Raw genomic sequence first — 13,495 nt, 5'->3', positions numbered from 1 at the left:
ATGGCGCTCAGCGACGTTTCCTATTTCGGCATACGCCATCACGGGCCCGGCTCCGCCGACAGCCTGGTGCAGGCGTTGCAGGAGTTGAAACCGGTCGCCGTGCTGATCGAAGGACCGGCCGACGCCAGCCCGCTGCTGCCGTTGCTGGCCCACCCCGAAATGCAGCCGCCGGTGGCGCTGCTCTGCTATCCCGAAGACGATCCGGCCTCGACAAGCTTCTGGCCCTTCGCCGAATTCTCGCCGGAGTACCAGGCGACGCTCTGGGCCGTCACCAACAATGCGGCAGTGCGCTTCATCGATTTGCCGTCTTCAGCCCGCACTGCGCCGATTGAGGCCGTGGGGGAAACCGATAGCGATGGAACGGAAGCCAACGTCGAAGCTGACTTGGCGCCGCATCTGCGGGATCCGATCGGAACGCTGGCACAAGCTGCCGGCTATGAAGATGGCGAAAGCTGGTGGGCTGATATCATCGAGCAGAACCCTGAACCCGGCCCCATCTTCGCGGCAATAGCCGACGCGATGACGACGTTGCGCGAAGGCGAAGGTCCGCTTGCCGAATTCGAGGCAAAGCGCGAAGCGCATATGCGGCTTGAAATCGCCGCCGCGCGAAAGGAATTCGATGGGCCGATCGCTATCGTTTGCGGTGCCTTCCATGTGCCGGCACTGCAGGCGACGCGACCGCTGAAGGAGGACCAGGCGCTACTCAGAGGGCTCGCCCGCCGCAAAAGCATGATGACCTGGGCGCCGTGGACGGGGCCGCGTCTGGCGCTGGGCTTCGGTTATGGCGCCGGCGTTGTCGCGCCCGGCTGGTGCAAGCATCTGTGGCAGACGCGCGGGCAAGGCGACTCCTCGGTCCTGTGGCTGGCGAAGATCGCGGCGGTCCTGAGGGCCAAGGGGCACATGGTCTCGACCGCCTCGCTGATCGAAGCCGAACGGCTGGCCCGCACGCTGGCTGTGATCCGTGAGCGGCCAAAGCCCGGTTTCGAGGAATTGCGTGACGCCGCCATCGCCGCCCTGTTCAACGGGGAAGCGCTGCTGTGGGCGCTGGTCGAAGCCGAATTGCTTCTGGGAGCGGATGTCGGTGAAATTCCGCCGGACACGCCGCTGGCGCCGCTGATCGAGGACCTGCAGCGCAACCAGAAGGCGGCACGGCTGAAGCCCGAGGCGCTGGAGCGCGAATTGTCGGTCGATCTGCGCAGCGAGAGCGGGCTGTTTCGGTCGACCTTGCTGCATCGGCTGTCCGTGCTTGGCGTGCATTGGGGCAAACTCACCGACAGCGGCCGTAGCCGCGGCACCTTTCGCGAGCGTTGGACGCTGTCGTGGGAACCTGAATATGCCGTTCGACTGGTGGAGAACCTGGTCTACGGACCAACCATCGAAAAGGCGGCCAATGGCCGGCTGATCCAGTTGATCGGCGCGGCAACGTCTCTTGATGCGATGGCCGCACTGGTCCAGGGCGCCATCACGGCAAACCTGTCGGAAGCGTCGATCGCCGGTCTCGCGGCCTTGGAGGAACGGGCAGCCCGCAGCAGCGAATGCCTGGAAATCCTGACATCGGTGCCGCCGCTCGCCGACATCATCCGCTATGGCGAGGCTCGCAAGACGGAAACCGCCCGTCTGTCCGTTCTGCTGGAGCGGCTGATCGTCGAAGGCGGGATCGCGCTCGCCTATGCCGCCCGCGACCTCGATACCCAGGCATCCACGACGCTGGTCGGCGCCGTGCGCAAGGCCGACGAAGCGATCAGTCTGGTCGAGCCTGAACAGGACGTGCTGGACGCCTGGCGCAATGGGCTGGCTGCGGTGCTCGATGGATCGCGCTCGACGGCGCTGGTGGCAGGCTGTGCCGCGCATCTGCTCTACGAAGCCGGCCATCTGTCAGCCGACGCGGCAACCGGTCTGATCGCACGACGTCTGTCTCCAGGAACGCCGGTCACCGAGGCTGCAGGGTTCTTCGAGGGTTTCTTCAGCACTGCCGGCCAACGGCTGATCTACGACGAGGGCCTGCGCGGTGCGGTGGATGCCTGGCTCGCATCCCTCGACGAAGACGCCTTCATTGCGCATCTGCCGTTGCTGCGCCGGGTCTTTTCGCATCTGGACTCGATGGAGCGGCGGCGGCTGATCGAAGCGGTGCTCGGCCGCGCCGCACGCCTGCCGGCCGGACTGACGCCGACCCCGGATGGCGGCGAAGCGTGGCGCCGGCACCTAGAACGGCTTGGACCCCTGCTGAGGAGCGAGGCTGGCAATGGATGACGAGGCCGAAATCAGCGAGCCAATCCAGGCTGGCGACGGACGGGAGCGCCGCTGGCGCCTGGCGATCGGTACTGATGAGGAAACCTCGTCAGCGCTGTCCGACACCGACAAGCGGCTTTCCGCGGCGCTCGATGCGCTTTACGGCGATGGTGCCGGCGATGCGGCTGCCGATCCGCGCAAGCGGCGCGGCGGCCTCGGGCGCTCGGCGCCAAGGGTGGCACAGTGGATGGGCGATATCAGATCGTTCTTTCCCGCACAGGTCGTCCAGATCGTCCAGAAGGATGCCTTCGAACGGCTCAACCTCAAGCAGATGCTGATGGAGCCGGAATTCCTCAAAGCGATCGAGGCCGACGTCAATCTCGTCGCCGACCTGGTTTCGCTGCGCTCGGTCATGCCGGCCAAGACCAAGGACATTGCGCGTACGATCATCGCCGATATCGTCGCCAGGCTGATGCAGCGGCTGGAGCAGAAGACAGCCGAGGCGATACGCGGCGCGGTCGACCGGTCGCAGCGCACCAACCGCCCACGCCAGCGCGACATCGACTGGCCGCGTACGATCTCAGCCAACCTTCGCCATTACCAGCCCGAGCACAAGACCATCGTGCCGGAGAAGCTGGTCGGCTTCATGCGCAAACAGCGAAGGCTGGTCGACCTGGATGAGGTGGTGCTGTGCGTCGACCAGTCGGGCTCGATGGCAAGCTCGGTGATCTACGCCTCCATCTTCGCCGCGGTGATGGCCTCCCTGCCGGTCGTGCGGACCAAGCTTGTCTGCTTCGACACGGCAATCGTCGATCTGACCGAGGAGCTCAGCGATCCTGTCGAAGTCCTGTTCGGCGTGCAGCTGGGCGGCGGCACCGACATCAACCAGGCCGTGGCCTATTGCGCAGACCGCATCGAACGGCCGACCAAGTCACATATGGTGCTGATCACCGACCTTTATGAGGGCGGCAACGGGCAGGAATTGCTGCAGCGGCTTGCTGCACTCGTTCGCTCCGGCGTAAACGTCGTGGTGCTCCTGGCGCTGACCGACCAGGGCAGGCCGGGTTATGACCCGAAGATGGCAGGCTCGGTGGCCGCCCTCGGCATTCCGGTTTTCGCCTGCACGCCGGACCTGTTTCCAGACATGATGGCGGCGGCATTGCGTCGGGAAGATATCGGCGCATGGGCGGCCGGCGCCGATATCAAGCTGGTTCGTGCCGAGGCCGAGACTCCGGAGTAAAACAGCCGTCGCCAGAGCTGCCAGGATGCTTCTGGCAGCTCTGGGATAAATCGCTGGAGCTCAGCCGAACTTCGGGTCGAGGCTGCCCGACTTATAGCGCTTGGCCATTTCGGCGACCGGCAGCGGCTTGATCTTCTGCGCGTTGCCGGCGGTGCCGAACTGTTCGAAGCGCTCCTTGCAGAGCTTGCGCATGGCGGCCATTGCCGGCGTCAGATACTTGCGCGGATCGAACTCGCTCGGGTTCTCGGTCAGCACCTTGCGGATCGCGCCGGTCAGCGCCATGCGGTTGTCGGTGTCGATGTTGATCTTGCGCACACCGTGCTTGATGCCGCGCTGGATCTCCTCGACGGGGACGCCCCAGGTCGGCTTCATCTGGCCACCATACTTGTTGATGATCTCCTGCAGGTCCTCGGGCACGGAGGACGAGCCGTGCATGACCAGATGCATGTTCGGCAGGCGGCGGTGGATCTCCTCGATGACGTTCATGGCCAGCACCGCGCCGTCCGGCTTGCGCGAGAATTTGTAGGCGCCATGGCTGGTGCCCATGGCAACCGCCAGCGCATCGACATGGGTGTCCTTGACGAATTCCACCGCTTGTTCGGGATCGGTCAAAAGCTGGTCGTGGCTGATCGCGCCTTCGACGCCGTGGCCGTCTTCCTGCTCGCCGCCGCCGCTCTCCAGCGAGCCGAGCACGCCGATCTCGCCTTCGACCGACACGCCGCCCCAATGCGCCATGTCGACGACACGCTTGGTGATGCCGGAATTGTAGGCGTAGTCGGCCGGCGTCTTGCCGTCTTCCTTCAGCGACCCGTCCATCATGACCGAGGTGAAGCCGTACTGGATGGCGGTGACGCAGGTGGCTTCGTTGTTGCCATGGTCGAGATGCATGCAGACCGGAATGTCGGGATGGATTTCGACCAGCGCGTCGATCAGCTTGGCCAGCACCACGTCATTGGCATAGGCGCGTGCGCCGCGGCTTGCCTGCAGGATGACCGGCGACTTGGTCTCCTCGGCGGCCTCCATGATGGCGAGGCCCTGTTCCATGTTGTTCATGTTGAAAGCGGGCACGCCGTAGCCGTATTCGGCGGCGTGGTCGAGCAATTGTCTCAGTGTTATGCGAGCCACCCAATAGTCTCCCGTATCTGGTTTCAAGCGCAACGTCGCGGGCCGACCGGTTGCCGGTCGGCCCTTGATGCTTCTGGCGGGATTTCAACGGAACCGCAACCTTCAGAGCTGTTCTCGATCGCAATTCTTGTTGCAGGGCTGAAATCCGGCAGTTTTGGTGACTTAAGCCGCGATCAACTCCCGCGCCGCCAAAAGCTGCACACAGGCATTGGCTGCTTCCTTGCCCTTGACCGTGAAGTGCTCGAAGAAGAAGCGGTGGTGCTCGGCGCTGTCGTGGTAGTTGTGCGGGGTGAGCACCGCCGACAGCACCGGCACGCCGGTCGACAGCTGCACGTTCATCATGCCGTCGAGCACCGCGCTGGCGACGAATTCATGCCGGTAGATGCCGCCATTGACGACAAAAGCGGTGCCGAGGATCGCGGCATAGCGGCCGGTCTGGGCCAGGGTCTTGGCATGCAGGGGAATTTCATAGGCGCCCGGCACGTCGAAGATGTCGACAGTGAAGTGCTCGCCTGCGATGTCGGCCAGTTCAGTCTCGAAGGCCTGTACGCATTGGTCGACGATATCGGCATGCCAGCGCGCGCGGATAACGGCGATGCGAGTCTTTTCGTAGTCTTTATGGGAATGCTGATTCATGGGTCCATCCTTCCGTTTCGAACCAGAATCAGGACGCACGATACGGATTAAGCCCGCGAAAAGCGGGCCGGCTTCCGTTCGTTCTCTTCCATCCGGACTGTAACCGTCGGCTCCGGAATCACACCGGATCTGCTGACCTTTCCGATTTTGCCGGAAAGCGCTCGCGGGCTCAGGCCGAAACCTTTACCGCCGGTGGGGACTTTCACCCCGCCCTGAGAACATTAACGGCTTTGTATGAAAGGGCAGGGCGCTGCTGTCAACCGTGAGAAGGTTGGGCCAAGTTCGTTCGATTATCGCGTGCGCCACGCCGCCGCCGATGCGGCGATCAGCATCAGCAATGCTGCGACCATTGCGCAAGTGGCAAAACCAAAGCTGGAGTAGAGCGGCCCGAAGCTGGTGGTGCCGACGAAGACCGCGAGGTAAGTCACCGCACTGTTCAGGCCCATGATCGTGCCGCGCCGCGACGGATCGAGCGCCGACAGGCGCATCACCAGGACGTTCAGGCCGAAATGATTGGCCAGTCCCCAGATTGCCACCATGGTCAAGGTCAGCCCGAAACTGCCACTCGCCGCGGCCATCGCCACGTAGACGACGGCGACCAGAAGGTAGGCGAACGGCATGACGCGCCGCGCACCCAGTCTGTCGATGACGCCGTCGAGCAGAGCAGCCGTCCCGAAGCCTATGCCGTAGGCAAGCGCCGCCAGGCCATTGGCGCTCACCGGCTGTCCCAGCCCGACATGAAGATGGTCGCCGAGATAGCCATAGACGCCGTAGAACGAAGTCATGAAGGCCGCGCACGCGACCAGCAGCGGCAGGATTCCGGGAATGCCGAGCGCTTCCAGCGGGGCGGGCGCCGGTCCGCCCTTCCTGATGTCGCTGAGCGACGTCGCCGTCAGGCCCATCCATGCAAGGGCCGCAAGCACCGCGACCGCTGTGAAAACGGCGCGCCAATGCACAAGATCGGCAAGCACGGCCGAAAGCGAAACGCCGGCCACCATGCTGAGCGTCCATCCGGTCAGCACGACGCCGATCGTGCCGCTCTCTCTGCCCGGTGGCGCGATGGCTGCGGCGCTGGCATAGATCGCGGGCATGGCGATGCCGGCAGCGATGCCGGCCAGCAGCTGTGCCGCGACCAGCATGATCACCGTGGGTGCAACGGCACTCGCCACCAGCGCCAGTGCCAGCAGCAACAGGGCGCCCTGCAGCATCCGGCGTGCGCCGAGCCGGTCGATGTAGCGGGCCAGGAACAGGGCGCTTGCGGAGGTGCCAAGGCCGAACGCGGCCGCCGCAATCATCACGGCCGGCACGCTGGTTCCGAACGATAAGGCGACAGCCGGTGCAATCGGACCCAGCACAAGCGAGTTCGAGCCGATGACGGCGATGCAGCCCGTCAGCAGATAGGCAAGCGCCGGGATCGGGGCTCTGGCGTCCGTAGTCAATGGTGCAACTTGATCTGTGTTCGACATAACATCATAATCGCCGTATTTCATTCAGTGGCAAACAGGGAATTTCGACATGGATGAAGAAACAGATGGTATTCCGCAGAACAGGACTGCGGCCCGCGACCTCGACGCGATAGACCGAAGAATATTAGGCGTCCTGGTCGATGATGCCACGATCAGCTACGCCGAACTTGGTGATCGCGTGGGCTTGTCGCCACCGGCAGCGCATGAGCGGGTCAAACGGCTCCGGCGCAGCGGCGCCATCCGCAACACGGTCGCCATCATCGATCCCCGGGCGGTGAAAAAGCCTTTGCTTGCCTTTGTCCATATCGACACCAAGGGTTGGGGAAAGACGCCGGAACTGATGGCGGTCTCGCAATATCCCGAGGTCGAGGAGATCCATACCGTCGCCGGGGATACCTGCATGCTGCTGAAGGTCCGCACGGAAGACACCAGGGCACTCGAAGGCCTTTTGGCGCGCCTGTACGAAACGCCGGGGGTCACCTCGACGCGCAGCTATGTGGTTCTATCGACCTATCTGGAGCGGCCGGTGCAGCCGGGCATTACCGAGACATGGCCGACCATGAAGCACATGGCCGAGCCTTTGTACTAGAAGCGAACGGCTACGCCCGCTCGGGAAACATCGCCTTCAGGCCCTCGCGCGAGGCCTTGGCGACACCGCGTTCGGTGATCAGGCCGGTCACCAGCCGCGCCGGCGTCACATCGAAGGCCGGGTTTGCCGCCGGCGTCGTCTCCGGTGAGATGCGCACCTGCGCAATCCCGCCGGCAGCGGTCTTGCCCCAGACCAGCGAGACCTCGTCGGCCGAGCGCTGCTCGATCGGGATCTCGGCCAGTCCGTCATGCACGGTCCAGTCGATGGTCGGCGACGGCAGCGCGACATAGAACGGCACATCATTGTCGGCGGCTGCGAGTGCCTTCAGATAGGTGCCGATCTTGTTGCAGACGTCGCCGTCGGCGGTGGTGCGGTCGGTGCCGACGATGACCATGTCGATCTCGCCGCGCTGCATCAGATGGCCGCCGGCATTGTCGACGATCAGCGTGTGCGGCACGCCGTGCCCGGCCATCTCCCAGGCGGTCAGCTGGGCGCCCTGGTTGCGCGGCCGCGTCTCGTCGACATAGACGTGGACCGGAATGCCGGCCTCCGCCGCCAGATAGATCGGCGCGGTGGCGGTGCCGTAATCGACCGTCGCCAGCCAGCCGGCATTGCAATGGGTCAGGATGTTGACCGGCTCGCCCTTCTGCTTGCGCGCCGCGATCGCCTTGATGATGGCGAGACCGTTCTCGCCGATGGCGCGGTTCAGCTCGACATCCTCATCGGCGATCTCACTGGCGCGCCGATAGGCGGCTGCGGCGCGTCGTTCTGCCGGCAGGGGCCGCAGGAAGCGCCGCATTTCGTCGAGCGCCCAGCGCAGATTGATCGCGGTGGGGCGCGTCTCATGCAGTGTTTCCCAGACCGCATCGAGTGCTGCATCCGACGGATCGTCGGCCATCTGCATGGCGACGCCATAGGCAGCGGTGACGCCGATCAGCGGCGCGCCGCGCACCCACATGTCGCGGATGGCGGTGGCGATGCCGGCAACCGTGCCGATGGTCTCGATGCGGAAATCATGCGGCAGCCAGCGCTGGTCGATGATATCGACCGAACGCCCGTCGTCGCTCAGCCAGATGGTGCGATAGTGGCGGTCGCCGACGTTCAAATGCTGCTCTCCTGTTCGATCAGCGCGGCCAGTTTGTTGACCTCGTCGATGCTGTGGATATGGCGTCGGTTGACGGCGATGTGGCGGCCGAATTTCAGCGCCTTTGCTTCACAACTGGCGCGCAGATCCTCGTCGGCAATCGTCTCGAAATCGGCATTGTGGGCGAGGCCGAGGATGCGCCTGTGCACCTCGATGCCGGCAAAGCCAAGCAGATCGGTCCACATCTGGTGCAGAACATGGTCGAGCGCCTGCTCGGCACCGAGCCTGTCGCCCTGATCCTCGAACAGGCTCTTCTGGTAGAGCATGCCGGTGCGTTCGGTCCGCCATAGATGCGAGAACTCGGCGCGGAACACGCCCCAAGTCTCGGTCGTCACGCCGAGCAGATAGGCGCGCATGGCGTCGCGCTTGCCCTCCTGCTCGTGGCCGCGTTGCGAGAAGAACGACATCCAGAAATTGGCAAGCAGCATGCCGACATCGAAGGCCATCGGGCCGTAGAAGGCGAACTCCGGATCGATCATCCGGGTTTCGCTGTCGGTGACCATGATCGAGCCGGAATGCAGGTCGCCATGCAGCAGCGTTTCGGCATTGGCGGCGAAGATGTGCTTCAGCCGCTGCGCCTCGACCTTGAGGTCGCGGTCGGCGCGCAGTTCGGCGACCAGGCCGTCGAGCTGCGGCGAAGTATGCCGGTTCATCTTGGCGTCGAAATAGGGGTCGGAGAACACCAGGCTCTCGGTGATGTCGCAAAGCTCGACATTGTCGGCGAACAGCGCCAGATCGGCCTTGCGGTCCTTGGCAGCCATATGCAGGTCGGAGCCGCGAAACAGAGTGCGGGCCATGAACAGGCCGATATCCCGGGCAATGTTCGGCAGCTGCCGGCCGTCGATCAGCGCACGGCGCAGGATGATGTGCGGCGGCGCAAGATATTCCATGATGATCAGCGCCTGACGCTCATCGAAATAGTGGATCGCCGGCACCGAGCCCGGCGCGCGTGCCTCTTGCCTGGTCAGCGCGTGATATTCGAAGAAGGAGCGCTTCAAGGGCAATGGCCAGCTGTCGCCGACCAGGCGGACATAGGGCAGGGCCTGCTTGACCACCGCGGCATCGCTGGCGCCCTCGACGATGAACACCAGGTTGAGATTGCCGTCGCCGACCTCGCGGACCTTCCAGGCGCCAGTGTCCTTGCCGATCTTCGCGCACAGCGCCTCGTTGCCGCCAAGGCGCGCAGCCAGGGTTTCGACCGATAGTGCTTCGAACGGCAATTTTTCAGTCATCGTCATCCTCCCGCTTATGCGCTCCGAACGTAACGGACGCATGGCGACCGGGCCAAGCTAGGAAGCGATCTGGCAATTGTCAATCGTGTTGACAATTGCCGATGCAGCCCATAGCGTCATATCAGGGAGGAACGCATGGTCGGTAATGCCGTGTTCCGCGTAGAGGGACTAAGGAAATCCTTTGGCCATAACGAGGTGCTTGGCGGCGTCTCGGTCGAACTGCATGCCGGCGAAGTCACCGTGCTGATGGGCGCCAATGGCGCCGGCAAATCCACCCTCGTCAAGATCATCTCCGGTGTCTACGAACGTGGCGGCGGCAGGATGGCGCTCGCCGAGCAGGATTTTGCACCGAAAACCCCGGCCGAAGCGATCCGCGCCGGCGTCGTCACCGTACACCAGAATATCAACGACGGTGTCGTCGCCGATCTCGACGTCGCCACCAACCTGACGCTGGACCGGCTGAGCGGCAGCGGCGCGCCGACCCTGTTCAATCCAATGCGCGTGCGGCGGGAGGCCAAGGCGGTTGCCGACCGCATGGGGCTGGCCATCGATTTGAAGGCGCGGGTGAGCGATCTTTCGCTGGCCGATCGCCAGATGGTGGCGATTGCCCGCGCGCTGGCGCACAAGCCGAAAGTGCTGATCCTCGACGAGCCGACCTCATCGCTCTCCAGCGCCGAGGCCGACCGGCTGTTCGCGCTGATCGACAGGCTGCGCGAGCAGGGCGTGGCGATCCTCTACATCTCGCATCGCATGTCGGACATCAGGCGGCTGGCCGATCGCATCGTCTCCATGCGTGACGGGATCATCTCAGGCATTTTCGACAAGAAACCGCTCGACTATGAAGGCGCGGTCAACGCCATGCTCGGCCGCAAGATCCATCTCGAGCAGATCGTCGTCAGGAATTCGGCCAAGGCAGTCCTGGCGATCGAGGGTCTGCGCATTGCGCCGGGCGCCCGGCCGATCTCGCTGACGCTCGGCGACGGCGAGGTCGTTGCCATCACCGGCCTCGTCGGCGTCGGCAAGACGGCGCTTGCCGAGACGCTGTTTGGCGTGCGCCGGCCGCTCGCCGGTACAATGACGCTGAACGGCAGGCCTTATGCACCTGAAACAGCCGGCGAAGCGATCGCTGCCGGCGTGTTTCTGGTCGCCAAGGACCGCGGCGAGAACGGCATCGTCCAAGGCTTCAACATCCAGGAAAATATCAGCCTGCCGTTTCACAAGCGCATGTCGCGCTTCGGCATCCTGAGGCGCCGCCTCGAACGCACCACGGCACGCCGGCAGATCGAGGAGTTGAGCATCGTCTGCCGTTCCGAGAAGGACGAGATGTCGGAGCTGTCCGGCGGCAACCAGCAGAAGGTGATGGTCGCCCGCTGGATGGCGCAGGATGCAAGGCTGTTCATCCTGGATGAGCCGTTTCAGGGCGTCGATATCTCGGCCCGGCGCGACATTGCCGCCAAGCTCAGGGCGAGCGCAAACGGACGCGCCACGCTGCTGTTCGTCACCGAACTCGACGAGGCCCTGGAGACCGCCGATCGTATCCTGGTCATGTCGGAACAGACCATCGTCGGCGAACACCGCAATGCCGATGTCGATCTCGACCGCCTGCTGGCCGAGGTCGCCGGCGGGCCGCTGCACAGTGCGGCCTGAGCGCGGCGACAGGAATTGGAATGGAGAGAGCATGGGTTCGGGTTTGGTAAAGACGGCAGCAGCGCGCGGGAGCGCCGGATGACATTGCGCGACCACGCCATCCGCTACGGGTTCATCGTGCTCTTGTTCGGGCTCGTCGCCTATTTCTCGATCGCCGCCGACGGTTTCGTTTCGCCGCAAAGTGCCGTCTTCATCTTCCAGTCGGTCGCCATCACCGGCGTGCTGGCGCTCGGCGTCACCGCCACGCTCGTCGTCGGCGGCTTCGATCTGTCGATCGGCTCGGTCGCTACATCAGCCATGATGGCGGCCGCCTATGTGATGGTGGTGCTGGAGCAGAACGCCCTTGTCGCGGTCGTCGTCTGCCTGCTCATCGGCGCCATTGTCGGCCTGATCAATGGCTGGCTGATCGTCTACATGCGTGTGCCCGATCTGCTGGCGACGCTCGGCATGATGTTCCTGCTCGTCGGCCTGCAGCGCATTCCGACAGAAGGCCGCTCGATCGCCACCGGCATGACCATGCCCGACGGTTCGGTCGCCAACGGCAAATTCTCCGACGCCTTCCTGGCGCTCGGCCGCCACCGTTTCGATTTCTTCATCACGAACCTCATTCCGGTGTCGGTGGTGGTGCTGCTCGTGCTCGCCGTGCTGATCTGGTTCTTCCTCGAATACACACGTTTCGGCCGCATGATGTATGCCGTGGGCAGCAACGAGCGCGCCGCCGAACTCGCCGGTGCGCCTGTCAAGGCATACAAGATCTGGGCCTACGTTATTTCAGGAGTTTTTGCCTCGATCGGCGGCATTTTGCTCGCTGCCCGGCTTGGACGCGGTGACATCGCCTCGGGTAATAATCTGTTGCTCGATGCGGTCGCCGCGGCACTGATCGGCTACGCGGTGCTAGGTGCCGCCAAGCCGAACGCCTTCGGCACCGCCATCGGCGCGCTGTTCGTCGGCATCTTGCTGCAAGGCCTGACGATGATGAACGCGCCTTACTACACGCAGGATTTCGTCAAGGGCGTGGTTCTGGTCGTCGCCCTTGTCTTCACCTTTGCGCTTTCGGGCAGAGGCCGGAGGTAGCTTTCGACCGGAACAGGATTTTGGGTTCAACAAGAGTGGAGGAAAACAAAGTGAGCATTACAAGAAGACTTCTGGGGAAGGTGGCGCTCGGATTGGCCGGCGCAACCATGTTGATGCAGGTCCCGGCTTTTGCCGCGGACAAGCCGGCGCCTTTCGACAAGCCCGGCGTCAAGATCGCGCTGGTGCGTTATCTCTCGACCGGCGACTTCTTCCAGGCCTATCTCTCCGGCGTCGAGGCACAGTCGAAGGCGCTCGGCATAGACCTGCGTGTCCTCGACAGCCGCCAGGATGCCGCCCTTCAGTCCGACATGGTCGACCAGGCCATCGCTCTTGGCGTGCAGGGCATCATCATCCAGCACGGCCTGACGGAATCGATGAAGGACGCCGCCCAGCGCGCGGTCGACGCCGGCATCAAGGTTGTGGCCTTCGACGTCAATGTCGAAAACCCCAAGATCCCGCAGATCGAACAGTCCGACCGCGACCTTGCGCGCCTCGCGCTCGAGCAGGCTGTCAAGGACAATGGCGAAAGCTGGAATGCCGGCTATGTCTATGTCGCCGGCATCGCGCCGCTCGACCGCCGCAACGAGACCTGGGTCGACGTGAAGAAGAAGTATGCCGGCATCAAGGAAGTCGCGATGTTCGGCACGCTCGACAATCCGATCGCCAACTCCGTCGCCAACCAGGCGCGTTCGGTGCTGACGGCGCATCCCGACATCAAGGTGATGTTCGCTCCCTATGACGAATTCGCCAAGGGCGTGAAGATCGCTGTCGACGAAGCGGGCTTGAACAAGGGCATCAAGATCTATTCGGCCGACATCTCGACGTCGGATATCGCTGCGATGCGCGAGCCCGACAGCGCCTGGGCCGCGACCGCCGCGACCAATCCGGCTGTCGTCGGCCAGGTCTCGGTGCGTGCGCTGGCGCAGTTGCTGGCCGGTGAAGACCCCGGCCACAACGTCGTCGTGCCGCCGACGCTGATCACCCAAAAGGACCTCATCGACAAGGACATCAAGAACATGGAGGACCTGTCGGCCAAGCTGCCGCAGTTCGCCCATGCCGATGTCGCGATGCCGGCCTGGATGCCGAACCCGAACGCGAAGTAGGTTTCGCTAT

The 13,495-nt window shown here is 63.9% G+C and carries 11 protein-coding genes and 1 riboswitch; of the genes, 6 read left to right on the top strand and 5 right to left on the bottom strand.

What is annotated here, in order from left to right; all coding sequences use genetic code 11:
• Positions 1–2,250 (top strand): DUF5682 family protein, encoded by a 2,250-nt coding sequence (locus MESCI2_RS0107835; RefSeq protein WP_027036086.1) that lies wholly within the window; start codon positions 1–3, stop codon positions 2,248–2,250.
• Positions 2,243–3,469 (top strand): VWA domain-containing protein, encoded by a 1,227-nt coding sequence (locus MESCI2_RS0107830; RefSeq protein WP_032900489.1) that lies wholly within the window; start codon positions 2,243–2,245, stop codon positions 3,467–3,469. Before MESCI2_RS0107835 ends, MESCI2_RS0107830 begins: the two co-directional genes overlap by 8 nt.
• 60 nt (positions 3,470–3,529) lie before the next feature.
• On the opposite strand, the gene fba is transcribed toward MESCI2_RS0107830, so the two are convergent.
• From fba to MESCI2_RS0107815, 3 genes are all read right to left on the bottom strand, one after another.
• Positions 3,530–4,594 carry a class II fructose-bisphosphate aldolase gene (gene fba / locus MESCI2_RS0107825; protein ID WP_013532928.1) on the bottom strand — a complete coding sequence of 355 codons (1,065 nt, stop codon included), beginning with the start codon at positions 4,592–4,594 and terminating at the stop codon, positions 3,530–3,532.
• A 162-nt stretch (positions 4,595–4,756) separates the two neighbouring features.
• Entirely contained in the window at positions 4,757–5,230 is a 474-nt protein-coding gene (locus tag MESCI2_RS0107820; RefSeq protein WP_027036084.1) for a 6,7-dimethyl-8-ribityllumazine synthase, read from the bottom strand.
• A gap of 76 nt (positions 5,231–5,306) precedes the next feature.
• Positions 5,307–5,454, bottom strand: a riboswitch (FMN riboswitch).
• A 66-nt stretch (positions 5,455–5,520) separates the two neighbouring features.
• Positions 5,521–6,696 carry an MFS transporter gene (locus MESCI2_RS0107815; RefSeq protein WP_027036083.1) on the bottom strand — a complete coding sequence of 392 codons (1,176 nt, stop codon included), beginning with the start codon at positions 6,694–6,696 and terminating at the stop codon, positions 5,521–5,523.
• 49 nt (positions 6,697–6,745) lie between these two features.
• Between MESCI2_RS0107815 and MESCI2_RS0107810 the strand changes: the two genes are divergently transcribed.
• Positions 6,746–7,285, top strand: a complete 540-nt coding sequence (locus tag MESCI2_RS0107810) for an Lrp/AsnC family transcriptional regulator (protein ID WP_027036082.1) — start codon at positions 6,746–6,748, stop codon at positions 7,283–7,285.
• A 10-nt stretch (positions 7,286–7,295) separates the two neighbouring features.
• Here the strand turns inward: MESCI2_RS0107810 and mtnA are convergent, their stop codons facing one another.
• Together mtnA and mtnK are read right to left on the bottom strand one after the other, a co-directional pair.
• Positions 7,296–8,390 carry an S-methyl-5-thioribose-1-phosphate isomerase gene (gene mtnA / locus MESCI2_RS0107805; protein ID WP_027036081.1) on the bottom strand — a complete coding sequence of 365 codons (1,095 nt, stop codon included), beginning with the start codon at positions 8,388–8,390 and terminating at the stop codon, positions 7,296–7,298.
• The gene (mtnK, locus tag MESCI2_RS0107800) at positions 8,387–9,661 is read right to left on the bottom strand and encodes an S-methyl-5-thioribose kinase (protein ID WP_027036080.1); all 1,275 of its coding nucleotides are present in this window, start codon (positions 9,659–9,661) and stop codon (positions 8,387–8,389) included. Before mtnK ends, mtnA begins: the two co-directional genes overlap by 4 nt.
• A gap of 135 nt (positions 9,662–9,796) precedes the next feature.
• Here mtnK and MESCI2_RS0107795 point away from each other — a divergent pair, with 135 nt between their 5' ends.
• From MESCI2_RS0107795 to MESCI2_RS0107785, 3 genes are all read left to right on the top strand, one after another.
• Positions 9,797–11,308, top strand: coding sequence for a sugar ABC transporter ATP-binding protein (locus tag MESCI2_RS0107795; RefSeq protein ID WP_027036079.1), 1,512 nt, complete (start codon positions 9,797–9,799; stop codon positions 11,306–11,308).
• Between the two features lie 78 nt (positions 11,309–11,386).
• Positions 11,387–12,382 (top strand): ABC transporter permease, encoded by a 996-nt coding sequence (locus tag MESCI2_RS0107790; protein WP_027036078.1) that lies wholly within the window; start codon positions 11,387–11,389, stop codon positions 12,380–12,382.
• A gap of 50 nt (positions 12,383–12,432) precedes the next feature.
• Entirely contained in the window at positions 12,433–13,485 is a 1,053-nt protein-coding gene (locus MESCI2_RS0107785) for a substrate-binding domain-containing protein (protein ID WP_023808755.1), read from the top strand.
• Positions 13,486–13,495: the final 10 nt, after the last annotated feature.

Origin of the sequence: Mesorhizobium ciceri WSM4083 (genome assembly GCF_000519305.1) — a bacterium.
In the GTDB taxonomy this organism is placed as follows: Bacteria; Pseudomonadota; Alphaproteobacteria; order Rhizobiales; family Rhizobiaceae; genus Mesorhizobium; species Mesorhizobium ciceri_B.
Note: the sequence above shows the minus strand (reverse complement) of the source record. Positions and strands in the feature narration are given on the sequence as shown.